Annotated in this window: 20 protein-coding genes; 3 read left to right on the top strand and 17 right to left on the bottom strand. The window is 54.6% G+C overall.

What is annotated here, in order from left to right; translation table 11 throughout:
* Nucleotides 1-31 precede the first annotated feature (31 nt).
* From B2952_RS00600 to B2952_RS00645, 10 genes are all read right to left on the bottom strand, one after another.
* Nucleotides 32-1,135: a glycosyltransferase family 4 protein gene (locus B2952_RS00600; RefSeq protein ID WP_290736064.1), complete on the bottom strand. Its 1,104-nt coding sequence runs from the start codon at nt 1,133-1,135 to the stop codon at nt 32-34.
* A gap of 47 nt (nt 1,136-1,182) precedes the next feature.
* Entirely contained in the window at nt 1,183-2,505 is a 1,323-nt protein-coding gene (locus tag B2952_RS00605; protein WP_290736067.1) for a pyridoxal phosphate-dependent aminotransferase, read from the bottom strand.
* Nucleotides 2,506-2,521: 16 nt separating this feature from the next.
* The gene (locus tag B2952_RS00610; protein WP_290736070.1) at nt 2,522-3,448 is read right to left on the bottom strand and encodes a fibrobacter succinogenes major paralogous domain-containing protein; all 927 of its coding nucleotides are present in this window, start codon (nt 3,446-3,448) and stop codon (nt 2,522-2,524) included.
* Nucleotides 3,449-3,606: 158 nt separating this feature from the next.
* Nucleotides 3,607-4,521, bottom strand: coding sequence for a fibrobacter succinogenes major paralogous domain-containing protein (locus B2952_RS00615; protein ID WP_290728155.1), 915 nt, complete (start codon nt 4,519-4,521; stop codon nt 3,607-3,609).
* 27 nt (nt 4,522-4,548) lie between these two features.
* Nucleotides 4,549-4,887 carry a hypothetical protein gene (locus tag B2952_RS00620; RefSeq protein WP_290728157.1) on the bottom strand — a complete coding sequence of 113 codons (339 nt, stop codon included), beginning with the start codon at nt 4,885-4,887 and terminating at the stop codon, nt 4,549-4,551.
* Between the two features lie 47 nt (nt 4,888-4,934).
* Nucleotides 4,935-6,506 (bottom strand): 2-isopropylmalate synthase LeuA2, encoded by a 1,572-nt coding sequence (leuA2, locus tag B2952_RS00625; RefSeq protein ID WP_290728159.1) that lies wholly within the window; start codon nt 6,504-6,506, stop codon nt 4,935-4,937.
* A 257-nt stretch (nt 6,507-6,763) separates the two neighbouring features.
* Nucleotides 6,764-6,970: a type II toxin-antitoxin system Phd/YefM family antitoxin gene (locus tag B2952_RS00630; protein WP_290727138.1), complete on the bottom strand. Its 207-nt coding sequence runs from the start codon at nt 6,968-6,970 to the stop codon at nt 6,764-6,766.
* A gap of 8 nt (nt 6,971-6,978) precedes the next feature.
* Nucleotides 6,979-8,151, bottom strand: a complete 1,173-nt coding sequence (locus tag B2952_RS00635) for an OmpA family protein (RefSeq protein WP_290736073.1) — start codon at nt 8,149-8,151, stop codon at nt 6,979-6,981.
* The gene (locus B2952_RS00640) at nt 8,151-8,546 is read right to left on the bottom strand and encodes a hypothetical protein (RefSeq protein ID WP_173381495.1); all 396 of its coding nucleotides are present in this window, start codon (nt 8,544-8,546) and stop codon (nt 8,151-8,153) included. Before B2952_RS00640 ends, B2952_RS00635 begins: the two co-directional genes overlap by 1 nt.
* 79 nt (nt 8,547-8,625) lie before the next feature.
* Nucleotides 8,626-10,191 carry a peptide chain release factor 3 gene (locus B2952_RS00645; protein WP_173381494.1) on the bottom strand — a complete coding sequence of 522 codons (1,566 nt, stop codon included), beginning with the start codon at nt 10,189-10,191 and terminating at the stop codon, nt 8,626-8,628.
* A 117-nt stretch (nt 10,192-10,308) separates the two neighbouring features.
* On the opposite strand from B2952_RS00645, the gene dapA reads away from it, so the two are divergent.
* A complete protein-coding gene (gene dapA, locus B2952_RS00650; RefSeq protein ID WP_290736075.1) occupies nt 10,309-11,265 on the top strand; it encodes a 4-hydroxy-tetrahydrodipicolinate synthase in 957 nt (318 codons plus the stop codon).
* Between the two features lie 8 nt (nt 11,266-11,273).
* Nucleotides 11,274-11,942, top strand: coding sequence for a hypothetical protein (locus B2952_RS00655; protein WP_290736077.1), 669 nt, complete (start codon nt 11,274-11,276; stop codon nt 11,940-11,942).
* Between the two features lie 130 nt (nt 11,943-12,072).
* On the opposite strand, the gene B2952_RS00660 is transcribed toward B2952_RS00655, so the two are convergent.
* From B2952_RS00660 to surE, 7 genes are all read right to left on the bottom strand, one after another.
* On the bottom strand, nt 12,073-13,002 hold the full coding sequence (locus B2952_RS00660; protein ID WP_290736080.1) for an outer membrane beta-barrel protein: 930 nt from the start codon (nt 13,000-13,002) through the stop codon (nt 12,073-12,075).
* Nucleotides 13,003-13,074: 72 nt separating this feature from the next.
* Nucleotides 13,075-14,337: a CsgG/HfaB family protein gene (locus tag B2952_RS00665; protein WP_173381491.1), complete on the bottom strand. Its 1,263-nt coding sequence runs from the start codon at nt 14,335-14,337 to the stop codon at nt 13,075-13,077.
* Nucleotides 14,338-14,352: 15 nt separating this feature from the next.
* Nucleotides 14,353-15,378 carry a hypothetical protein gene (locus B2952_RS00670; protein WP_290736083.1) on the bottom strand — a complete coding sequence of 342 codons (1,026 nt, stop codon included), beginning with the start codon at nt 15,376-15,378 and terminating at the stop codon, nt 14,353-14,355.
* Nucleotides 15,379-15,539: 161 nt separating this feature from the next.
* Nucleotides 15,540-17,159 carry a glycoside hydrolase family 11 protein gene (locus tag B2952_RS00675; protein ID WP_290736086.1) on the bottom strand — a complete coding sequence of 540 codons (1,620 nt, stop codon included), beginning with the start codon at nt 17,157-17,159 and terminating at the stop codon, nt 15,540-15,542.
* Between the two features lie 303 nt (nt 17,160-17,462).
* Nucleotides 17,463-19,346: a glycoside hydrolase family 11 protein gene (locus B2952_RS00680; RefSeq protein ID WP_290728172.1), complete on the bottom strand. Its 1,884-nt coding sequence runs from the start codon at nt 19,344-19,346 to the stop codon at nt 17,463-17,465.
* Between the two features lie 204 nt (nt 19,347-19,550).
* Nucleotides 19,551-22,235, bottom strand: coding sequence for a DNA gyrase subunit A (gyrA, locus tag B2952_RS00685; RefSeq protein WP_290727133.1), 2,685 nt, complete (start codon nt 22,233-22,235; stop codon nt 19,551-19,553).
* 21 nt (nt 22,236-22,256) lie between these two features.
* Nucleotides 22,257-23,060 (bottom strand): 5'/3'-nucleotidase SurE, encoded by an 804-nt coding sequence (gene surE, locus B2952_RS00690; RefSeq protein WP_290727132.1) that lies wholly within the window; start codon nt 23,058-23,060, stop codon nt 22,257-22,259.
* Between the two features lie 70 nt (nt 23,061-23,130).
* On the opposite strand from surE, the gene B2952_RS00695 reads away from it, so the two are divergent.
* On the top strand, nt 23,131-23,886 hold the full coding sequence (locus B2952_RS00695) for a TrmH family RNA methyltransferase (RefSeq protein ID WP_173381484.1): 756 nt from the start codon (nt 23,131-23,133) through the stop codon (nt 23,884-23,886).
* Nucleotides 23,887-23,891: the final 5 nt, after the last annotated feature.

Consider the following 23,891-nt stretch of genomic DNA (forward strand, 5'->3'; position numbering starts at 1 on the left):
GAAATTTAACAAAATTTTGTGTCAAAAAACGTTATACAAACGCTTTTTCAACAACTTTTTCCATTTTTTCGGCCATTGCGTCCCAACTCATGGTCAGGGCACGCTCGCGGGCGTTCTTTTCGAGTTCGGCAAGGCGGGCCTTGTCATGCAGAACGGCCGCGGCCTTCTCGCAGAAGCCTTCGGGATCGTCATTCTCGTACAGGAGGCCGGTCACGCCGTCCACCACCGAATCCTTGAGGCCAGCGACGTTGTTGCTCATCGAGATCGTTCCGCAGAGGTTCGCCTCGATGTTGTTGATGCCCCAGCCTTCCTTGAACGAGGGGTTTATGAAAAGGGAGGAGCGGCTCAGGAGGTCGCGCTTTTCGTCTTCGGATACGCGTCCGAGGAACTTCACGGAATCACGCACGCCAAGCTTATCGACCAACTTTTCGAGTTCGGCGCGGTAGTCCCCGCCACCCGCGACCTCAAGTACGACGCCCGGCACCAGTTCGCGGAGGCGCGGCATGGCGTTGATCACGAACTGCGCGTTCTTGTACTTCATGAGGCGGCCCACGTAAGAAATCACCGGAGGGTCAGCCTTGGGTTGTGTCGGATGGAAGTACACCGTATCGATGCCCGGCTCCACCACCTCGGTCCACCTGGGCTTGATTCCCATGTCGGCAATCTCGTCGGCGGTGCTCTGCGAAATCGCGAGGAAGTTCTCGCCCTTGTAGAAGAGCGCCACCGCACGTTCCATCAAGTACACGTACAGCGCCATCGGGAAGAACGTCTCGCGGAAAATCGACTTGCGGAAAAAGTGCATCACCATGTGGAGACGCTTGACCTTCGTGTTGCACGGCGTGAAGAACGGAATCTTGTTCAGGTCCTCCACGATGAGGTCGTATTCGTGCTGGTGCTTGTGGGCATAGCGGTGCGCCGTGTAGTTGAAAAGGAACTTGTTGCCCGTGCGGATGGTGCGCATGCCATCGACCACCTCTTCGTCGGGCAGGCCCTTCACGCTATGCGAAAGGACCGTCACCTCGTAGTTGCGGGTGTTGATGCGCTTGAAAAACTCGTGAAAGTACAGTTCGGCGCCACCCGCTTCCGGGTTCTTGATGTCGCGCCAGTTGATAAGCAAAATCTTTTTCTTTTCCACGTTACGACCTGTTCAATTTCCGCGTGTAATATACAAATTTTCAGGTACTAGGAATCCGCAAGCGAGCGCATCCTCGCTACTGCTTCCTTAAACAGCGCCGGTTCCTGCAGGAGCGAGATAACCACCCAGCCATCTTCGTCAAAGTCGAAGAAGAACCCGGGCTGCACCAGCACGTGCTTTTCGCGGAGTAAACGGAGTGTGAGTTCCTCGTCGTCTTCGCCCAGGCGGATAACCGCATACCAGCCGCCGAGGACCTCGGGGCAGTACTTGGACGGGAAGGCTTCACGAAGGGTCTGCCAGTTCTGCAAAAGGCGTCCCTTGACGCGCGATTCGTAGGCGGCGGACTGCTTGAGGAGCGCGGTGCCGAGAGCCTGCGCCGGGGCGGACACGCTCAGGTAGGCGTCTTCCACGAATTCGAGTGCCGCGCGGATTTCTTCAAAGCGTTCGCGGGGCGCGTAGAAAACCATCCAACCGAGCTTGAGCTGCGGGGAACCTACAGCCTTGCTTAAGCCGTTCAGCCAGAATATGGGGCACTTGGGGCCGTCTTCGGGAAGGTTGATGAAATCGCCGCCGCCCGCATCCCAAAGAGACTCTCGCCAACAGTCATTCCCGCGCAGGCGGGAATCTCTCTTTCCGCCCATCAGGTATTCCCAACTACGGCGGACCTCCGGCGAAAAACCGTAATCGCCGAAAACCTCGTCCACCACGAGAATCATGTCGTTCTCTTCGCAAAAACGAACCGCCGCATTCCATTCTTCGCGGGAAACGCAGTGCCCCGTCGGGTTGTGCGGCGAAACGAGCAGCAAGATTTTCGCTTTCTCAGGAGCTGCCAGCAGGCTGTCGGTATCGAGTATGAATCGAAAATCCACGCCCGATGTCATCCCCGCGCAGGCGGGGATCTTTTTTTTCTTCTCCCGTTGCAATTTTAAAAAGTACGGCGCACATTCCAGGTGTTCCAACTGCGCAAGCGTATCGAGCAGCGGATAGCCCGGCATCGGCGTGAGGATTACATCGCCCGGATCGCAGAATGTCTTGAACAGCACCGAATACGCTTCGCTCGTACTTGCGGTCAAAATGATTTGCCCCGCCGTAAAGTTGCCGCCGCGTTCGCGATAGTACTCCACCACCGCCTCGCGTGCAGACTTCCACCCCGCCGCATCCGGATTCCAGCAACCGAAATCCTTGCGAGCATCCTCCACCGCCGCATTCAAGTCTATCGGCAATCCCGCCTTCACCGGGCTGCTTACCGTCATGTCGATGAACGGGAGCCCACCCTCGGCAGCATCCTTTTTCGCACACGCCTTCACGCGTTCCAGTTCAGCAAAGAACGGCGACGGGGAAAGATCTTTAGGCAAGCGGGAAGAAAGCATAGGAAGTGATTAATAGCTAGTCCTTAAGGCAACGAATACTCTTTCGATTATACATTCTAGAGTCGAACAGCGAAGCCTTAAAATACGCACCTGTCAGCCCCATTACACCAGCACAACCAGGAGTTTCATCAGACTCCGAAGAACTCCAGAAGGAGGCATCATCACCATATTCCCATTCCCCCAACAAAGACTGTTTGCTTACAGGCAATGCCGTGAACCCATATTCATCCGTTCCGTTTCCACTAGGAACAAAACAAAAAATCGAATCATTACAGGGGATGTACCATCCGCCATATTCGCTAGCGTTCCAGCCACTCGTTGATTTTAACACCATTCCTGCCATGGAACCTGCGGTATCCAACTGATTACCTCTAAAACTCGTGTCAACCACAGCTCGAAGCAAAATCCACCATTCATCCCTTGTAGGCAAATGCCAACCTTCGGGGCAAATGCCCTGTACGGGGTAAGTCGGCGAACATTCATGCTCATGCCCGCAACCCTCACCATTCGTACTGAAAACGGCGGCGCTATCCATCGCCTCCGCCCATGTATAGAAGCGCCCGTACTCAACGCAATTGGAATCGGCGTCTCCAAAGCAAACGCTGTTCCCCGTTTCGAAGTTCAGGTTTTGCGCCATCCAGACCTGGTCACCAATTTTTACGGTCTTGTAAGTTTGACCATCACGATCGTCAGTCAAGGATCCATATTCGCAAGTATCCGTGCTATCCGTCTTGCAAGGTGGCGTCGTCGGATTCATTTCGGGTAGCGAATCTGCCATATATTGCAGTGCCGCTGGAAGGGTATCCCATGCCCAAACGGAAGATGACGAATATCCGTTGTCGTCAGCGACACTGGAAGACGAATCGTCAACATCCGTAGACGAACCGTTATCGCCGCAAGCGGAGAAAAGCGCCGTCAAGAAGATGCCGGTTCCAAGAAGCAAAAGACTTTTTTCCACAAAATCCTCCTTTTTTCCGTAAATATACAATAAGTTCACTACTGAGCGTTACTTTATTCCGACAATGGAACAAATAGCTAGACAGAACACAAAAAACGGCGACGGAGAAAGATCTTTAGGCAAACGGGAAGAGAGCATCAAGTTTAGTCCTTTAAGCAACGGACCGATTTCGCAGAGTTGGCATCATCTTTGTCAGCAGTACCAAAACCCATATAAAAATTGACATACATATAGTAGGCGTTATCAGTAGAAGACCCCTCATCATATGGAGTAGAACTCCAGAAAAGCGCATTGCTGCCCAAGTCCTCATACTTTTCATCGAAATAGCCTACGGGCAGAACAGTGAACCCGTAGGAGTCTGTACACCCAGCACCGCAGTCGCGCCATTCATCGACCGCCATCAATTTTTTCTTTGCAACATCATTATCGTCATAACCGCCTACGGATTCATAAAGAACCATGAATTCAGCCCTTGTAGGCACATGCCAACCCTGAGGGCAAACACCCTGCACCCTCTCAGCGGGATTGCAATCGTGAATATACCCGCATCCTATGCCGTCATCGCTATAAATAGCGGCACTGTCCATCGCTGCGCCCCATAAATACAAGCGACCATATTTTTCACAATTCAAAGCATCGTCATCGTAGCAAAAACTGGAGGAATCTCGAGTTTCGGTCGGCTGCAGGTAGGCAAAATTCAAGTTCTCGGCCATCCACCACTGGTCACCGATTTTTACGGTCTTGTAGGATTGCCCATCACGTTCGTCAACCAGGGTTCCGTATTCGCAATCATCAAAGTACTCGTCTCTACAAGGTTCCGCGTAAGCCACGCTTATACTGCTGCTGGAGCGAGCGCTGCTAGACCTCACGCTCGAAGAATACCTGTCCGAAGACGAGGATGATTGGGCGGAAGATGACGAAACATCCGAAGACTCCGTGTCAGAGCGCGTCAGGAAGACATCGCTTCCATCGTCTCCGCAAGCGACAAGCATTGTGCAAGCAAAAGCCCCGACTAGGGCCAGCAACTTCCACGAAGACAACCTTGAAACCGACTTCATTTTTTCTCCTCCTCTTTACAAAAAAAACTACTTCTTACGGCGCAGGAAGCCAGCCAACGCCACCGCGATGAGGATGCCCGCAGGGAGCACGACCGCGATGGTCAACAGGATGAGCTTCTGGAAATCAGAAAGTCCCTTCAGCGATTTCTTGAAATCCTTGAGTTTGGCAAGCAGCCCGGGCTTCTTGCCCGGAGTTGCTTCGCCGGATTCCTCGCCCAAATCTTCGGAACCCGCGAAGGCCTCCCCCTTCGGGATCATCGCGAGCAACTTCGACGCCGATTCCCTGACAGGCCCGACAAAGCCTTCCAGCTTACCGCGGTACTTGTTGTAGCGCTTCTTGAACGGGCGCTTGAGTTGTTCGAGCATGTGGATTTCCTTTTCTTAAAAGATCCCCGCCTTCGCGGGGATGACAATTAGGCCTTCTTGTACAGGAGGTTCACGCCGCCGAAGAGGGCGCGCATGTTGGCCTTGAGCGTATCGCTACTGACGCCGCGGCCTTCGACCTCAACATCGCCCGCCTTCAGGAGCATGCGGCTAAGCCCGCGGCCAGCCCACAACTTGTCCTTTTCAGGTACCACAAGCTGGCGGTACTTCACGAGTTCCACCGGCATGCCGATTTCGCGCATGAGCATGAGGGCGGCCTCGATCGGGCCTTCTGCCGTAATGGACCTCACCAGCGGTTCGCCGTCCTTCTTGAAGTGAAAAATGAAGCGGTTCTCGTCGGGGATAACCTCGATGTTGTTGAACACCAGGCGGCCGTTCACGTTCACGCGCTGCTCGCGGAACACGTCCAGCACGCGCTCGGCGCTGAGTTCGCCTTCCTTTTCGCTGTAGGACTTCAGGATCGGCTGCAGTTCGGCGGCTTCGGCGAGCGTCATCTTGTAGCCGAACTTCGTGATAATCTCGTACACGGCGGTGCGGCCGCTCTGGCTCGTGAAGCTCAGGGCGTCGTTCTGGTGGCGGCCGATGATGGAGTAGTCGATCGGGCGGTAGGCGCCCTTCTTCATGTCCTTCGTCTTGGAGGCGCCATCCTGGTGGATGCCGCTACGGTGCACGATGGCTTCGGCGCCAATCAGCGGGGCGCGGCTGTAGATGTTGATGCCGGACCACTGGGAAATCAAGATGGCCGTCTCGTAGATGCGTTCCATGTGCAGGCCGGTCTGTACGCCGGAGTTGTGCAGCGCGACCGCAACTTCGTAAAAATTCGTGTTGCCGCAGCGTTCGCCCAAGCCGTTCAGCGCGACTTCCAGCTGGGTTGCCCCCACGAAGAAACTTTCGACGGTGGCGGCCGTCGCCATGCCAAGGTCATTATGGCAGTGCACCGAAATCGTGACGTCCTTCGGGAGCGCCTCGTACACCTGCTTAATCTGGTTCACATACAGGAACGGACGGTAGCGTTCCACCGTATTCGGCAGGTTGATGGTCGTCGCACCGGCTTCGACCACGGCCTTCAGCACGTCAATCACGAAATCCATGTTTTCGAGACAGTCACCGAAATGCTCGGCGCTGAATTCCACATCGCCCTTGCTACCTACGAGCGACTTTGCAAACTTCACGCAATGCACCGCCTTCTCCTTGACCTGTTCGGGGGTCAGGTGCAGCACGTACTCCATCGAGAGCGGGCTTGTGGCGAGGAAGGTATGAATACGCGGGTGCGGAGCGTACTGCACCGCTTCCCAGCAGCGCTGGATATCGCTTTCCACACAGCGGGCCAGGCCCGAAACCACGATGCGCTTTGCGACTTCGTCGCCTTCTTCAGCCATCTTGGCGGTCAGCTGGGCAAGTTCCTTGCACGATTCAAAGTCCATCTCGCTCGAAGCCGGGAAGCCGACTTCGGCACCCTGCACGCCGAGCTTCAAGAGCTGCAGGTATACGTCCTTCTTCTGGGCGTTGTTCCAGGGCTTCGGGAGCGCCTGGTTGCCGTCACGCAGGGTGACATCGTAAAAGAAAGGTTGTCTTTCAATCGTGTTCTTATTTTCGCTCATTTTTCATCTCCTTGCCGACTTCCATGCGCCGCAAAGTTCCTTTTCCTGTTCAAAAATAGCATTTTGCCATAAAAAAGAACCCGCTTCGTCACGGAAGCGGGCCCTTTAAGTTAATTCCTATTTAAAACGAAATAGCCTAAAACCTCGCTCCGTGCGCGATACCAAGTAGAAGTCGAAGGTTAAGGTTCTTTCTCATGCCATAGAATATACAAAGTTTTGGGCTACGTGGCAAGGGGTCGCTTCAAGACGCCCGCGATCTAACGTTCCTCCCAGATGCCGTTCGGGAGCTTGCCGATATCGCGAAAGTCCAGTTCACCGCCGGAACGCGAAGATGAAACGTTCACGAGACGCGCAAGCGGCTTGCCCGCACGTTCAATCACGATTTCTTCTTGCGAGAGCGAGACCTGGTTCAGCAAGTTGCCGAAGTTTTGCCTCGCCTCCATGGCGGTGACTGTCTTTGCCATACGGAACCTTACTTCTTTGCAGGTTCAGCGGCCGGAGCGGCACCTTCGGCAGGAGCGGCGGGTTCAGCCACAGGTTCAGCATTCTGCAGGGCCTTGTCCTGAATGACGAGGTCCACGCGGCGATTCTTCTGGCGACCTTCCTTCGTCTTATTGTCGGCAATGGGCATGGTCATCCCGAGCCCCTTGGCGGTAAGGCGGCCTGCGTCGATGCCCTGTTCCACGAGGAAGTTCTTCACGTTGTCGGCACGCTGCTGCGAGAGCTTCATGTTATGCTCGGCAGAACCCGTGTTGTCGGTGTTACCCTCGATGGAGACATTGAACTGCTGGTACACGGAGAGGATTCCCGCAACCTTCGCGAGGCTCGTCTTGAGGTCGGCCTTGAGGGAAGCCTTGTTCACGTCGAACAGGATGTCGGACATGGACAGGATAATGCCGCGGGCGTCCTTCGTCACCTGGATGAGCTTGGACTGGAGTTCGTTCAGCTTGTTCATGGCTTCGGCCTGGCGAGCTTCAGCCTTCGCGCGCTCCTCGGCAAGGGCCTTCTTCTCAGCTTCAAGCTGTTGCTGCAAGGCAGCCTGCTGCTTCTGGAGGTTGGCTTCGCGTTCGCTGGCGGCCTTAAGAGCCGCTTCCTTGGCGGCTGCTTCAGCCTGGAACTTTTCCTGATTCTGCTGCATTTCGGCCTGGAGGCGGGCTTCCTGGTCCTTCATCTTGGCCTTTTCAGCCTCGAGGTCGTTTACCTTACCGCTACGGGCCTGGCCAATCTGTTCCTGGATGGCTTCAATGGAGCGCGCTGTCGCTGCACGCTTTTCCCAGTTCTCGGCGGTATGGTTGCGGAGAGCCTGCGTTTCGGCCTGGACCGCAGCAATTTTCGCCGTCTTGTCGCATTTGTTCGCAAGAGCCTTTACGCCATCGGATTCGGGGTCATCATTGAACGCCGCTTCCAGGTCGGCGAGAGTAGCCTTTGCGGCTGCGAGAGAATACTTTGCAGAAACGGCATTTGCGGGAACATCCTTGGACGCCGCATCGATAGACGCCTTGCACGCCTCAACGGCATTCGGTTCTGCAGCGGGGGCTTCGGCCGCAGGGGCTTCAACAGCAGGAGCCTCGGCCTTGGCTTCTTCGGCAGCAAAGCAAGCGGATGCCACCAGGGCAGTAATAACAAACAGATTCCTTGTCTTCATTACTTCGCCTCCGCCTTTTTCGTTTCCTGGTCAAGAATGTTCTGGTAGATGAGCTTGCGTTCGACATCGCCACGAAGTTCCTTCTCGACGCGTTCATCTTCCTTCTTTGCCGCATCGCGCTCGGCCGTCGCAACGGCAAGCCTGTATTCAAGGGCACTCTGTTCGGCAAGGGCGGCAGCCTGCTCGTCTTCTCCACTTGCCTGCAAGGCCTTTGCGGAATCGAGTTTCGCATTTGTCGATTCGACCTGTGCGGGATCCGCTTTCGCCTCCTCGGCAATCGCCTTATTGGCAGATGCATATTCAATCGACCGTGTCGCATTTACGCTTCCGGCACAACCAGACAGCAGGGCAACCGCCGTAACGGCTACACCCGCTGCAAAAAATCTCAATTTCATAGAGAACTCCTTTATTTAAACCAATCACCCAACAATATAGTAAAGAACAGCGGCTCTAGACCACCGGAACCCGCAAGGGTTAACCCTGCGACGTCTCGGCAAACTTCAAATTCTCGTAGTTCTTCATCGCGAGGTTCAGACGATACTCGTTCGGGAAGAGGCACACGAGGTTCCTTTCCTTGTCCATCATGCAGTCCATCGCGTATTCCTCGGCGAACTTGCCCACGTCCTTCTCGGGGCCAGAAACCCAGCGGATTCCGTGGGCAGGCACGCGGTCCAGCGAGACGTCGGCGCCGTATTCACTCTGCAGGCGGAACTTGAGCACGTCGAACTGCAGCTCGCCCACCACGCCGATAACCGGAATCGCGGACTTGAGCGGTTCGTACAACTGCGTTGCGCCTTCTTCGCTCAATTCGGCAAGGCCCTTCGCCATCTGCTTCGACTTGAGCGGGTTCAACAAAGTAACGCGGGCGAAGTGTTCCGGAGCGAAGTCAGGAATGCCCGTGAAGTTCATCTTCTCGCCGTCCGTGAGCGTGTCGCCGATGCGGAACAGTCCCGGGTCGTTGATACCCACGATGTCGCCCGCCCAGGCGTGGTCGATGACTTCCTTGTCCTTCGCGAGGAACGCCGTCGGGGCGGCCAGGCGGATTTCGCGACCGGTACGCACGTGAAAAACTTTCTCCCCGCGGGTAAAGCTTCCCGAACAAATTCGCAGGAAAGCCGTGCGATCGCGGTGCTTGGGGTCCATGTTGGCCTGAATCTTGAACACAAATGCGCTGAAGGCATCCTCGTCGGGGCTCACCGGGCGCTTGTCGGTCTCGCGCACCATCGGGGGCGGCGCAAGCTTTGCGAAAGCGTTCAAAAGCTGACGCACACCGAAGTTGTTCACCGCAGAACCGAAGAACACGGGGCACATCTCGCCCTTCAGGAACTTCTCGTGGTCGAACGGATCCATACCGCCGGTAACCATCTCGTATTCTTCCTTGAACTGGTTCACCCAGTTCTCGCCGCACATTTCCACGAGGCGCGGATCGTCCGGGCCTTCCATCTGGATAATTTCCTGATGGCCTTCTTCCTTGTTGAAGGTATGGAACGTATTCTCGGCGATGGAATAGACGCCCTTGAAAAGCTTACCCACGCCAATCGGGAGCGTAAACGGAGCCGTCTTGATGTGCAAGACATTTTCAATCTGGTCGAGCAGGTCGAGCACATGGCGGCCATCGAGGTCCATCTTGTTGATGAACGTGATAATCGGGGTGTGGCGCATGCGGCACACGTCCATGAGCTTGATAGTCTGCTTTTCCACGCCGTTCACGCTATCGATAAGCACGAGGGCCGCATCCACGGCGGTCAGGGCGCGGTAGGTGTCTTCACAGAAGTCCTGGTGCCCCGGGGTATCGACGAGGTTGAACATGCAACCTTCGAACGGGAAATTCAAAACAGAAGAGGAAACCGAGATACCGCGCTGCTGTTCAATCTTCATCCAGTCACTCACGGTGTAGCTGCGGTTGGCCTTCGCGCGCACGTGGCCCGCCTCGCGGATGACGTTCCCGTACCACAGGAACTTCTCGGTGATAGTGGTCTTACCCGCGTCCGGGTGGCTGACAATGGCGAAGGTGCGGCGTTTCTCAATTTCTGCGTTCATGGTTCAAAAGCCCGTTATTGTAATCAGGCGACAAATATAGTTTTTTTCGCGGCCATCCATATCAAAAACAAAATAGCTTTTGCCGCGACTCTCGCCTTTTAGTATATTTAAGGCACTATGCAGATTACTAACGCTTCTCAACTTACCGGTGTTTTCCCCGCGTTGTTCACCCCGCTCAAGAACGACGATCCCAAGAACCTTCGCAACTCCATCGACTACAAGAAGATGGGACAGATGATCGACGACGTGATTGCAAACGGCGCAAGTGGCGTGCTCCCTGCCGTGACCACGGGTCAGAGTGCGACGGTCTCTCCGCAGCAGCACCTCGATGTCATCAAGTTTACGCTCGACTACGTGGACGGCCGCGTGCCCGTGATTGCCGGTGCCGGTTCCAACTGCACCCGCGAATCCATCGAAATGATCGAGAACGTGCAGAAGATTGCCCCGGTGGCAGTCCTCTGCGTGACTGGCTACTACAACAACCCGCCGCAGGAAGGCCTCCTGAAGCACTACCGCACGCTCAGCAGCGAGACGGGTGCCAAAATCGTTATCTACAACGTTCCGGGCCGCACCTCCAGCTACGTGCATCCCGACACCCTCATCGAGCTTGCCGAAGACAAGAACATCATCGGCCTCAAGCAGGCTGTTGAATTCGGCTTTGGCGAAAAATTCCACGAAGACACGATGCGCGTCATCAAGGAAACGAAGGGCAAGGACTTCGCCGTGATGAGCGGTGAAGACGGCTTGTTCGCCGACCTCCTCGAAATGGGCGGCACGGGCCTCATCAGCGCTTCGGGCAACATCCCCGAGGCCACGAAGACCTTCGTAGAACTCTACAAGGCTTTCCAGGCCGGCGACAAGGAGAAGGCGCACAACCTGCAGAAGGACGCACGCGACTTCATCGACATCACGTTCTGCCGCAAGAACCCGATTCCTCTCGGCACGCTGTTCAACAGCCCGCTGTTCCAGCCGCTCGTGAGCGTGAAGGACACGGCCAACGGCGCCGACGCTGTCGCCCGCATCATGAAGCTTATCGAAGAAAAGGCCCCGAGCCTCAAGAAGTATCACATATAGGAGGCCCCATGGCTAAGATTCAGAAATCCATTACTGACGAAATCTGCGACTACCTCAAGAAGCAGAAGCTCTCCCCCATTCCCGTCCAGACCCTGAACGAGGAAGCAGAATCGACCCGCTACTTCGGCGGCGACCTCAAGGAATTCATTGCCGCGGCCAAGACGCTCGGCGCAAAGGGAATCTTCGTGGAAGAACTCTACCTCGAAGACGACGAGTTCTACTACGACAGCGGCATGGACGACGAAGAGTACATGGCGCTCTACGGCAACGAGAACGTGGAATGCAAGTGCTGCGGCGAAGACTGCAAGTGCAAGAAGGGCAAGAAGGCGAAGGACGACGACAGCGATGTCGACGCCGTGTACTTTGAACCCGAGGACCTCGACGGACTCGACCTCACGCTGTTGAAGCCGCAGATGGCGAAGTTCCTCGACCGCATCGGCGAAGCCTGCGGTGCACGCCTCACAGTTCCGGGCGTCGACCACCTCGAAGTGGAAATCTTCGCTGACTGGTACGACGAATTCGCCGAACTCGTGGACGAAGCTTCCGAAGCTATCGAAATCGACCCGACCGACGCTCTCCGTCAGGCACAGGCCGTTTACGAAGCCGGCGAAAAGGCAGCCAAGGCCAAGGGCACAAAGAAGATTGCCGCGCACCCGCCCAAGAAGAACAAGAAGTAAGGGGCCGTTTCAAGGCAAATATTTACACCCTCGCCCCCGCGAGGGTGTTTTTTATTGCAGCAAAAACCATCGCAACAGCAAACGAAAAGGCCCCGCCGAAGCGGAGCCGAATTCCTGAATCGTTAGCCGATTACTTGAACCAGGGGTTCATGTAGAACTGGATCTGCCAGGACTTGGCGGAGCTTTCTTCGTAACCAGAATTGGTGAATATGTCATCAAGCTTGATGTAAGGCAGGAAGTCGATGATGACGCGGACACCAACATCGGTATAGAACTTGCCGACATCGATCGTGGTACCGCCACCGATGACAATCGAAGCCACGAAGGACTGGGCATCGAAGTAATTGTAGATCCACTTGTCTTTCATCATCGCTTCCGTCATGCCTGTCACTTCCGTGCCGTCTTCGTCGGAGAAGCTGATGCCCGTGCCGAGGTTGAGTTCCAACTGCAGACCGGCTTCGGCATAGATGGTCGGGGTGAAGTTGTAACGGGCAAGCACCGGAACCTGGAGACCAAAGACAAAGGCATCCAAGGTCACGTCGCTGTCGTAGGAATATCCATAGCTATTATAGATGCTGAACCGACCGAGGTTGGCCATGTAGAAGCGAATGTCGATGTTCGCTTCGGCAATCAAGCTGAGGTTGTTGTTGAAGTGGTAGTTCAAAGATCCACCGAACTCCATTGCGCCACCGAAGAGGTCTCCACCGTAGTCATCGCAGGAGCCCGGAATATTGGGAATGCAAACTTCCGTGCTGAAGAAGCCGCTAAAACCGACACCGACATTCCAGCCGAGGTTGTAGGGCTTATCGAAAACGGAGCCGCCTTCGCCTTCGGTGCGGCTGGTCTTCTTGCTCTCGTCGTCCATGCTCTTGTATTCGACGTCAGAACCGGAATTGTCGGAGGTCGATTCGTCACTGCTACCCATGTCAGTATAGCCGTCTTCAGACGCCGGTGCGGATTCTGAAGAACCGTAGTCCTCGCCGTAGTCATAGTCATCCTGAGCAAATGCCGTCGCGCTAACAAGGCTTGCGGCAGCAAGGAACAGGAACATCTTCTTCATAATGATCTCTCCTTAAAGGGGGGGTATTGTTGTTGAATGTAAAATTTAGAAAAAGGTTGTTCGGAACCAATGTTACTTTTTGAATTCTTTCGTAAATTTCGCAATCTCGTTCACGGACTTGCGCGCGAAGTCGATTGTCATCTGGTCGTTCATCTCGCTGCAAGCGCGGAGCGTAATCGTCGTATGCTTGCACACCGGCTTGTACGCTTCAGGCGCACCCGTGCAACCGGCAACGATTCCCGACGAGAGCACGCCCACGCGAATGTCTGACTTTTTCTTGATTTCACCCGTCGCGAAATCGAGGATCTGGATAAAGCCGGAAGTCGAAGCCTTCTTGGTCAGGGAGTCGATAACGATGTGCGCATAGACCGTCTTGTAGTCGGGCACGTTGTAGCAACGGCGCTTGCCGCTCTTCAGAGTTTCACATTCCTGGTGGCTGCCATACTGGACGCGCGCGGTGTTTTCTTTCTCTTCGCGATCGCGTTCCACGTCGCGTTCATCATCGGAACAGACGTGCTTCTCGATGGAACCCGCGATGAGGTATTCGGCACTGCGGAGCTTGCCCATCATCTCCTCGCCTTCGCTATCCTGGAAGTCTGCCGAAGAACTCAGGTTCTGTTCGTCGAGCAGGCGATCGAGGTCGGCTCGCGTGAGGAACAGCAGGAACTCGGAAGCTTCCTTGTTCTTCTGGAGTTCCGAAATAAGGGCTGCGTCCATGCGGCCACTGTAGTCGTTCTTGAACGGGTCCACGACCACACGTACGGTTCCGCGCTTCTTGCATTCCGCATAGAGCCTCTTGGAATCCTCGTAATCATCGTGGTAGGTAAACGCCTTGCGGAAATGGATGGCGGCCTGCTGCTGGTCGGACTTGTTACGGCCGTTCATCTTTTCGAGACCCGCAGCATAGTGCGAAGCAGCGGCACTATCCTTTGCAACCTTAAGATCCCTCGGGTTGAAGTCCACGCTCAACTTGATTTTCTCGTTGCGGCGGGCAATCAGCTTGATCTGCTTTGCGTATTCCGCCTTCTGTTCTTCCATGTGAACAATCTTGTCCCAGCGCTTCGGGTTCGGGTCATCGCGCTTCTTGAACATCGCAATCGTGTCGTTCTTCGCAGAAACCACATCGTCAAACGTCTTGTTGAGGAAGTCAATAGCAGGCTGATAGTCGGGCTTGATTTTCAAGGACTTGAGAGCCTCTTCGATAGCCTTGTCGTCCTTGCCATCATTATACGCCTTCTGGGCACGGTTGAAAGCATCTACGTGCGGACCTGTCGCGGCGCAAGATATGAGAGCAAATGTGGCTGCAGAGAGCAGGGCTAGCCATGTCTTTTTCATTCTGAGGATACTCCGTTATTTTAGGAATTCAAATACAATCTTGCCTTCGTCGTCGTTCGGACCCTCGAAGGACTTTTCGTCGAAGCCGGGCTTGTCGCCAATCGCTTCAAGAATCGCCATGCCGAGGTCGCTCTTGGAGCCCCTGAACGTCACGGCGTAGGTCACGATATCCTTTTGAGGCTGCGTCTGCGAGTTGAGCGTCGCGATACCCTTGAGAGCCTTTTCAAACGGCATCCTCTGGCTGCGGGCCGACTTCATGTTGCGAAGTTCGACCGTGTACTGCGAGCCATTGTCCGCGGCACTAATCCAGGCCTCCAGGACCTGTTCGGAAAGAGTGCGGGCAGCGACGACTGCCGCCTTGTTGATGCCGCCGTTACGGGCAACTTCCATGGTAGATGCGACCGTGTGCACCGCATTGGAGAACGTGGCTACAATCTCACCGGAATTCACATTGACCACTTCGACGCCAATCTGCAGCGAAGCCTTGATCTTGTTGCCCGATGCGCGCTGGTAGCTGATGACCGCCACTTCGCCACGGGCCACGAAATTCACGCCCTCCTTCTCGGCAAGCTTGCGAACGGCAGCACGATCCGAAGGATCCACCCCCGTCTTGGCAAGCGAGGGCGCAAGCGCGATGTTGCGAGCGAGATCGGAAGCCTTCACGTTGAACTGCTGCTTCACGAACTGCTGCTGGAACTTGTCAACAATCTGGGCGTCAGGAATCTTCTTCCAGATATTTTCGGTAAAGACTCCAATCGTGACATCGGTCTGGGTACGATTGTTCGTCTCGATATCGGTCCTGGAGCCGTCGAATCCATCCTCGGAAGCTTCCTCGCGGGAGCCCTGGACCTTGGTATCCTGGGTTGTCGTCTTGGAAATGGCGATTCCCTTCTTTTCCCACGTGGTGAGAACGAACGCAATGGAGGGACGATTCTTCTGGACCTGGCCGTATCCGCCGCCCGTGAGATCGTAGGCAAAGCCTGCAACAGCGAAAACGAGCGTCGCCAGCAACGCCAGGAAACAAGTCGATATTTTTTTCATACACGCCTCTTTCGAAAAGGGTATAAAGCTATTCTGAATTTAAGTTTTTTTTTACTTGCCGTCAATAGCTAATCATTGAAAATAAAAGGCATCCCCCATAATCTTAAAAATCCCCGCCCGAAGGCAGGGATTTTCAAAAGAAAGAGGGAGTATGCTATAAACTAGCGGTTCACCACACGGACCTTCTGGACGCCCATGGCGCCCTTCACCATGTAGATGCCGGACTTCTGGAACTTTGCAGCGACGGCATCCTTGAGCGACGTGCCCGCAGAGAGTTCCACCTTGCCCATGAACTTGCCCTGCATGTCAAAGACACTGACCGTCTGCGCATAGTCCATGCGGAGCTGCTGGGCAATAACAGTCGTCGTATCGTCGCCCGGACCGTTTTCGGAACCCGGTTTAGCAGTGGTGAAGACCAACTTGACGTCACTAAACTTGACCGAACCTGTAGCTTGTCCCAAGTTGAAGGCAAACTGAGCGGCATCATCAGAAGCTTCTTCCATAGTAAAGATGAATGAGTATTCCTTTTCCGTAGTGGTGATGTCAAATTCCTTAGTGGCGTATGCACCCCAGGGGTCTACGGATTGCTGGAAAGTAGCTTCAATCTTGCGATCTACATCAGCGCTAGCCTTAAAGGACAGCTTGTACGTCATGTCCTTATCAAGAGCCAGATTGTACTGAACAAGCTGCGGCTGGTAAGGTTCTGAACCAATAGTGGTAACGTCAACCGTAGCCGTGCCACCAGAAACAGAAGTCTTTGCAGCAGAGTTACCCCAGTTTGAACCCTGACCTAGGAACCAAGATGCATCTTGGTTTGTAGAAATCACGCTGCTGCTCGGGAAATCACCATCCTTAAGAAGGTTCACTGTGGTTTCGCCAACCAATTCAAACTTGGCGACCACATCCTTTTCCTTGTCCATAGTTACAGAAATGGTTTCGGTAGTGCCGGTAACAGCACCTTCCCAACCCACAAACTTCCAGCCTTCGTTGGCTTTGGCGGTGAGCTGAACAGTTGTCTTGGGAGCATAATAGTTAGCGCTCGGGCTCTTTGTCACAGTACCTGCAGCAGCCGGAGATGCAGTTACATTGAGGGCAAGTTCATCGGCACTGCCACCGATTTTCAGCAGGTTCTTCTTAACGGTAGCATGACCTTTTGCAGTGCCCGTATTTCCAGTGTAGGATTCAATCTTCATGGAAGCAACTTCATACAGTCTACCCATCTTCATACCCACTTTAGCCCATTCGCTGAAGTGCTTGGAAATAGAAATGGTGCCCTTGGTGCGATGCTGGCTCGTATTCGACGGGATGGACCAATACTGCTTAAAGGTGCTGGTACCCGAAAGAGAAGGTTGCTGAATACGGTCGGTCGTATAGAAATCGTAGCTAATACCATCGATAACTGCAGAACCGAACTTTTTACCGCCCTGGGTAGGATTGTAGCTTCCGCGATCCTGGACAATGTAGTATTCAATTTCGTTGCTGAAACCACTGGGAATGTCCTGCTGGTCGTAATAACCCCAGCCATAGACACTGACATACTTCACGTTGTCGGTGGAGCTCCATTCCACTTCAAATTCGGCGGTAATATTACCCACATTCTGAACGGTAACAGTGGAGTTAGACCCCCAACGCTTTCCGGAACGGGCCAACATGTTGATAGTACCACTCCATTCAACGGAGAATGCACCACCATTTTCGGTGCTCGGGTTAAGCGTCATAGTTGCGTTGCCGGCACCATTCTGGCTCCAGAGTTCGTAATCATAGCCAGCGCCGCTACCCATTTTCTGGGATTGGCCATTAGAGCAGTTAAGGGTGGTCTGCCCCCAGGAAACGGAAGACATAATTGCGGCTATGGCAATCCCCATCTTCGTAATTTTTGCAATACTCCTATTCATTTTCTAACTCCTGAATGTTTAGGTTTCTGCCCTAAAGATATATCAGAACACTCTAAACTGGAATACAACCAACAAAAAGGCGTTGTTGCAAAAAACAACACGCAACGAGCAAAAAATTGCCGTTTTTAGCGAAAATTCCCCACTTTCGCAGGGAATCTCGTTCAGGAGTATCTGAAGATTAAGCGTTTTTTACGGAGTCACCTTCACGCGGAGGAAGGTCTTGCCCTGCTTCACGAGGTAGATGCCCGTATTCTTGAACTTCGCCTTGATGGCAGATGCAACCGTAGAACCGGCCGGCACATCAATTGCGCCAAGAGAGCGGCCCTGCATGTCGAACACCATGAACTGGCCATCCATAGTCGCGAGAGCCTGGGTCATGAACGGGAGAGCATCCGTGCTGCTACTGCTGCGGCCCCAGTTCCACCCGCCACGGCTAGAACTGGATTTAGCGCTACCGCTGGAGCTGGACTTGGCCACGTTGGAGCTAGATTCCGGTTCCGGCTGCGGGAGCGGATGCTTGGCGTCGGTCATCTTGAAGTAGGTCACGTCGAACGAACCCGTTCCACCACCCGCTTCTACGAGTACCTTGGCTTCGTACATCTTGCCCATCTTCATGCCGAGGGATTCCCACTTCTTGAAGTGAGCCGTGATGTCGATATGGCCACACTGACGGGCACTCTTACGCACGCTGAAGTACTGCGGGAAGGTCTGGTCGCCCTTGATAGAGGGGGCGTTGTAGCGGGTATTCTGGTAAATTTCGTAGGTATCGCCGTCAACCGTGAATTCACCCTTTCTTTGGCCGAGGAGGTTTGCGCCCGGCTTGTTGAACCAGTCGTCCACGATGTAGTATTCTACGAGCGGGTCAACTGTCCAGCCGTAGATACCAATGTAGTTGTAACCGCCTGCGCTGCCCTGGTGGCTCCACTTGTAGTAAGCATCGATGGGACCAACTTGTTCATAAGTCTGCTTTTCATCATACTTGAAGCCTACGCGGGCAAGGAAATCGTTTGTGCCGCTCCATTTGGCGGTGTAGGTTCCGTTGTCGTAGTAGGTCATGGAGTTGTTGCCACCCTGGTACCAGATTTCGTAATGGTAACCAGTGGAGCCGATATTGCCCGTAGAGCTTGAGTTATTGCGGCCATTGTCTGTCTTGCTCTGGCCTTCATGGCCCATAGCGTCCTTGCAGGCGTCGATGGTGCCCGAAACTGCAGTCCCACCCTTAGAAGAGCTAGACTTTGCCACGGAGGAACTAGACTTCGACGAGGCGCTAGAAGTCGGCGACGGCGTAGCATTGTCGACCATATTAAAGTATGTGTAGTCCACGGAACCCGTAGCATTGCCACCCGCTTCGGTCATGAGCATCACTTCGGTCACGTTACCGAACTTGAGCGAAGCAGATCCACCGCCCTTCGAACCGCGAAGCTGCTTCTGCTGGCCGGTGAAGAGTTCATCCCACTTCTTGAAGTGGGCAGAAATGTCGATATGGCCACACTGACGCGGAGTCTCGCGAATGCTGAAGAACTGCACGAACGTAGAAGTACCCGACTTGGAGGGTTCCTGCTGGCGGAGGAACGCGTGGATGGAGTACTTGGCGCCATCCACCGTGATTTCGCCGAACTTTTCACCCACATACTGTTCGCTCGGCTTACTGAACCAGTCGTCCACGATGTAGTATTCCGTTTCCGGGTTCTTGGTCCAGCCGTAAACGCCGATGTAACCGTACTGGGCGTTACCGCTCTTGGTGTACTTGTAGTCGACCGCAAAGTTCTTTGTTTTGTGGCTGATGCCGTTGCCGTTGTACTGGTAGCCCACGCGAGTCAGGTAGTCGCTAGAACCACTCCAGTTGGCCTTGAACGTACCATTGCTGTAGTAGGTCATCGAGGCGTTGCCACCCTGATACCACTGTTCAAAGCCCCAAGGGGTCCCATTGATAGAACCCACCCTGTTGCCGCTCACTTGTGAGCCGTTTCCTGTATGACCCATGTTGTCGTTGCAGGCATCAGCAGCGAAAGCCGATACCGCTAACCCCAGCGTCATGGCAAGGCCGATACCGGCCAAAGAACATTTCATCATAATTACTCCTATAAAGAATCGACGCGATCCCTTAACTGTAATTTATATTGAAAACGTTCTTTTCTTTTACACAAGATATACAAAGCGTTGTTGTAAATTTCAACGCCGAATTTTTCAAAATTCGGGCAGTTTTTGTAAACTTATTTCACGACAAAAGGCGCCCGGAGGCGCCTTTGTTAATATATGTTACATGTATTGCCGGAGTTATTCTTCGACGGGAACTTCGGGAGCGGCATCGGCGGGGTCAACCTTCTCGACGGAGTCGTCGTCGACTTCGACACCCTCCACGTGATCGAAGGTTTCCTTCGCCTCGGCGCTATCCTGCTCGATGTCTTCCACGCTCGGGAGCGCAGTCGCATCTTGCACCACGTCACCATCGCGGAGGCTAATCGCCTTGACGCCCTGGGCGTTACGGCCCGTGAGGCGGATATCGGCAGCCTTGATTCGAATCACCTGGCCTTCGCGGCTGGTAATGATCAAGTCGTAGTCGTCTGCAACGCTTTCAACGAACACGGCGGCGCCCACCTTGTCGGTCACGTTCAAGTTGCGCACACCCTTGCTACCGCGACGGGTAATGCGGTAGGTCGAAGGTTCGCTGCGCTTGCCGTAGCCATTTTCGGTGATGGTCACAATCTTGTTGCCGGCCTTGAGCCACAGGAGAGAAATCACTTCGTCGCCTTCGGCCAAAGTAATGCCCTTCACACCGTGCGTGCCGCGGCCCATGGCGCGGAAGCAGCTGATCGGGAATGTAACGGCCTGACCATTGCGGGTCGCAAGCATCAGCAAGTCCTTAGGAATCGGTCGGGCTTCCAAATCGTCGGCGTCGTCGCCTTCGACTTCCGGCGCATCGGTGACTTCGGCTTCGGGCGCGTTATCGTCGCCTTCACCGGCATTCAAGGAAGCCTTGTATTCTTCTTCGGACATGCCAACGAGCTGAACCTTCACGAGTTCGTCGCCTTCGTCGAGGCTGATGGCGTTCACGCCCGCCTTGCGCGGACGGCTGAACAGCGTCAAATCCATCTTGTTGATAACGCCCTTCTTGGTCGCAAACACGAGGCAGAAATAGCCACCGAACTTGCGCACCGGAACAATCGCCTGTACCTTCTCGCCCTCGACAAGTCCCACGAAGTTAACTATCGGGCGGCCCTTGCCGTTACGCGTGCCTTCGGGCAAGCGATAAACCTTGGTCCAGTAGGCGCGCCCCTTGTTGGTGAACACAAGCAGATAGCTGTGGGTAGACGCCGTGAAAATCTGATCCACGTTGTCTTCTTCCTTGAGGGTGGCACCGATGATGCCCTTGCCGCCGCGGTTCTGGGCCTTGAACGTATCGATCGGAAGACGCTTGATGTAGCCTTCCTTGCTCAGGGTAATCACCTGTTCCTCTTCGGCAATCAGGTCTTCGTAGTCGCTATCGTCCACAGATTCGCCAATCGTGGTGCGGCGTTCGTCACCGTACTTGTCGACAATTTCATCGAGGCGCTTGAGGATAATCGCAATGCGGCGTTCGCGCTTGGCAAGGATATCTTCCAAGTCGGCAACCGTCGCGATGAGTTCGTTGTATTCCGCTTCCAACTTTTCGAGGTTGAGGCCCGTAAGCTGGGAGAGTCGCATATCGACAATCGCCTGCGACTGGATTTCGTCGAGGTTAAAGCGATCCTGCAAGCTCTGCTTCGCGATTTCAGTCGTCTTGCTCGACTTGATAATCTGCACGACCTCGTCGATATTCTGGGTCGCGATGCGAAGTCCCTCGATGATGTGCAGGCGAGCCTTCGCCTTGTTCAAATCGAACTGCGTAGCACGGGTCACCACGTCCATGCGGTGATCGATATAGATCTGGACGAGATCCTTGAGGGTCAAAAGCTTCGGCAGGTTGTTCACGAGCGCGAGGTTGTAGATGCTGAAGGTCGTCTGCAACTGCGTGTATTTGAACAAATTATTCAGGACAACCTCACCCACCGCGTCGCGCCTGAGTTCAATCACGATGCGCACATCCTTCGCCGATTCATCACGGATGTCGGTAATGCCGTCCACGCGCTTTTCGCGAACGAGGTCCGCTATCTTCTTGCAGAGTTCGGACTTGTTCACCATGTACGGGATTTCGGTCACAATGATGCGCGGCTTGCCCTTGGAATCGGTTTCGATTTCGGTACGGGCGCGCACGCGCACGCGGCCATGACCCGTGAGGTAAGCTTCGCGGAAACCGGAACGACCGCAGATGATGGCGCCCGTCGGGAAGTCCGGACCCTTCACGTACTGGAGCAGATCTTCGCCCGGGATTTCGGGATTTTCGGCAACCGCATGGATTGCAGCGGCGATTTCGCGCAGGTTGTGCGGAGCCATCGAGGTCGCCATACCCACGGCGATACCCGTCGTTCCGTTCACGAGCATGTTCGGAAGCGCGGAAGGCAGCACCAGCGGTTCTTCGAGGGTTTCGTCGAAGTTCGGGCCCATGTCGACGGTATCCTTTTCGAGATCCTCGAGCATCAGGGCACCCACGTTGTTCATCTTCGCTTCGGTGTAACGCATGGCGGCTGCACCGTCACCGTCGATGTTGCCGAAGTTTCCCTGGCCGAATACCAGCGGATAGCGCAGCGAGAAGTCCTGGGCCATGCGGACCAAGGTCTCGTAGACAGCCGAGTCGCCATGCGGGTGGTACTTACCGATGACATCGCCCACGATACGGGCGCTCTTCACCGTCGACTTGTTCGGGACCACGCCCAGCTTGTGCATGCTGAACATCACGCGGCGGTGCACCGGCTTGAAGCCGTCTCGTGCATCGGGAAGCGCACGCGCGACAATCACGCTCATGGAATAGCGCAGATAGCTATCCTGCATGTCCTGTTCAATCAGGCTCTTGAACTGCGATCCTGGAACCAATTCTTCTGACATTCTCTATCCTCTAGTTATTGCCTAGCCGTTCCCGGCAAGCATTTTATTTATCACTTCTAAACTTTTTTCATCGGTCTGGTCGATGCGATGCGGCGTAATCGTCGCGTAGCCCTGATGGAGCAAGTAATCGTCGCTATCCTCGGGCTGTTTTTCCCACAACTTGTCGCCATCCAGTTGCCAAAGTCCACCCTCATGCGAGTAGTGGTCCGTAAACATTCCAAGGGCCATTCTTGCTTCCCTGAAACCCCTGAATGTTTCGGCAGTGGCCTTTGGAAAATTCACGTTCCAGAAGACTCCTGCGGGGATTTTTTCAAACAGGCGATTTTGGACGACCCGCTCCGCAAACACCTTTGCAAATTCAAGCATGTTCGGCGTCACCCCGTGCAGCGAAAGCGCAATGCCAGGAACCCCCCAGAGGGCAGCCTCGCGCGCACCGGCAACCGTCCCCGAGTAAAGCGAGGAGACTCCGGAATTTTCACCCTGGTTCACGCCCGAAAAACACACGTCAAAGGGCCCCGGACCGGCCCCCTCGGTAGAAAGACCATGGGAGGCAAAATGCCCGAGGGCAAATTTCACACAATCGGCAGGAGTCCCGGACATCGAATAGGCTTCAACAGAGGAACAATCCTTCCCCAGGTTCACCTTTTTTACCGAGAGCCCGCGACGTACCGTAAAGGCATGCGAGACACCGCTCTGTTCTTCTTCGGGAGCAAACACGTAAACCTCCGCTATGGGCACAAGAGCATTCGCCAAAGCAAGCATATAGCCGCTTTTTATCCCGTCATCGTTCGAGATGAGGACGCGTGGTTTTTGCGTGTTCTGCATGTCATCGGAAATATAGAAAAAACAGGAAATTTTAAGGAAAAATCAGCATATTTTTCTAGCTTTTTACGTGATGTATACCGAACCGAAATTCCTCGCAATGAAGGAGACCTCCAAGGCAAAACGCATGGCGGAACTCCTGCGCGTCATCATACTCCAACTGGGCGACGACGTGGCTCGCGCAAGGCGCGAATTCGAGACCTACGCCGGATGGATGAAGCTCCCCGAAACAGAGCGTCTCGTAGGCAAAAACCAGGCCCAGATGATTGACCTGTACAAGACGTTCCGCACAAGGGCGGGCCTCGGATTCGAACGCGACGTCTACCTGGAACAGGAACCGGGGGACCGCGAAACCCCGAATGAAAAGCCCCTCCCCTTCGCGGTGCTCGTCCACAACTTGCGCAGCGCCTTTAACGTGGGATCCATCATCCGGAGCACCGACTGTTTTGGGCTCGAAGGAGTCCACCTGAGCGGTTACAGCTGCGGACCCGACCACGTGACGGTAAAAAGCGCCGCCCGCGGATGCCAGGAATGGATTCCCATCAAGCGCTGGGACTCCCCCTTCGACTGCGTCAAGTGGCACAAGGACAACGGCTACGAAATCATCGCGCTCGAAACCGGCGAAGACATCCCGAGCATCAACGATGTGAAGTGGCCCGAAAAGGGACTCATCCTCCTCGGAAACGAAGAACTGGGAATCGCCCCCGAGCTCATGGCCGAAGCGACGATGAAGGTGACCATCCCGATGGCAGGCCGCAAGGCGAGCATGAACGTCGCGGGCGCATTCGCCATCATGGCATTCAAGATCAGGACCGACTGTAAGGAATAGCTTTC

The organism is Fibrobacter sp. UBA7003, from assembly GCA_002449765.1.
GTDB lineage: Bacteria > Fibrobacterota > Fibrobacteria > Fibrobacterales > Fibrobacteraceae > Fibrobacter.

What these genes read in the sequence shown, in the direction of transcription:
- B2952_RS00630 (WP_290727138.1), bottom strand. Translation starts at nt 6,970, where the DNA reads ATGGCAAAGACAGTCACCGCCATGGAGGCGAGGCAAAACTTCGGCAAC.
- B2952_RS00695 (WP_173381484.1), top strand. Translation starts at nt 23,131, where the DNA reads ATGTATACCGAACCGAAATTCCTCGCAATGAAGGAGACCTCCAAGGCA.
- B2952_RS00660 (WP_290736080.1), bottom strand. Translation starts at nt 13,002, where the DNA reads ATGAAGAAGATGTTCCTGTTCCTTGCTGCCGCAAGCCTTGTTAGCGCG.
- B2952_RS00655 (WP_290736077.1), top strand. Translation starts at nt 11,274, where the DNA reads ATGGCTAAGATTCAGAAATCCATTACTGACGAAATCTGCGACTACCTC.
- B2952_RS00605 (WP_290736067.1), bottom strand. Translation starts at nt 2,505, where the DNA reads ATGCTTTCTTCCCGCTTGCCTAAAGATCTTTCCCCGTCGCCGTTCTTT.
- B2952_RS00620 (WP_290728157.1), bottom strand. Translation starts at nt 4,887, where the DNA reads ATGCTCGAACAACTCAAGCGCCCGTTCAAGAAGCGCTACAACAAGTAC.
- B2952_RS00665 (WP_173381491.1), bottom strand. Translation starts at nt 14,337, where the DNA reads ATGAAAAAGACATGGCTAGCCCTGCTCTCTGCAGCCACATTTGCTCTC.
- B2952_RS00670 (WP_290736083.1), bottom strand. Translation starts at nt 15,378, where the DNA reads ATGAAAAAAATATCGACTTGTTTCCTGGCGTTGCTGGCGACGCTCGTT.
- B2952_RS00635 (WP_290736073.1), bottom strand. Translation starts at nt 8,151, where the DNA reads ATGAAGACAAGGAATCTGTTTGTTATTACTGCCCTGGTGGCATCCGCT.
- dapA (WP_290736075.1), top strand. Translation starts at nt 10,309, where the DNA reads ATGCAGATTACTAACGCTTCTCAACTTACCGGTGTTTTCCCCGCGTTG.
- B2952_RS00645 (WP_173381494.1), bottom strand. Translation starts at nt 10,191, where the DNA reads ATGAACGCAGAAATTGAGAAACGCCGCACCTTCGCCATTGTCAGCCAC.
- B2952_RS00615 (WP_290728155.1), bottom strand. Translation starts at nt 4,521, where the DNA reads ATGAAGTCGGTTTCAAGGTTGTCTTCGTGGAAGTTGCTGGCCCTAGTC.
- leuA2 (WP_290728159.1), bottom strand. Translation starts at nt 6,506, where the DNA reads ATGAGCGAAAATAAGAACACGATTGAAAGACAACCTTTCTTTTACGAT.
- B2952_RS00675 (WP_290736086.1), bottom strand. Translation starts at nt 17,159, where the DNA reads ATGGGTAGCGGCGCTGGCTATGATTACGAACTCTGGAGCCAGAATGGT.
- B2952_RS00680 (WP_290728172.1), bottom strand. Translation starts at nt 19,346, where the DNA reads ATGATGAAATGTTCTTTGGCCGGTATCGGCCTTGCCATGACGCTGGGG.
- surE (WP_290727132.1), bottom strand. Translation starts at nt 23,060, where the DNA reads ATGCAGAACACGCAAAAACCACGCGTCCTCATCTCGAACGATGACGGG.
- gyrA (WP_290727133.1), bottom strand. Translation starts at nt 22,235, where the DNA reads ATGTCAGAAGAATTGGTTCCAGGATCGCAGTTCAAGAGCCTGATTGAA.
- B2952_RS00640 (WP_173381495.1), bottom strand. Translation starts at nt 8,546, where the DNA reads ATGAAATTGAGATTTTTTGCAGCGGGTGTAGCCGTTACGGCGGTTGCC.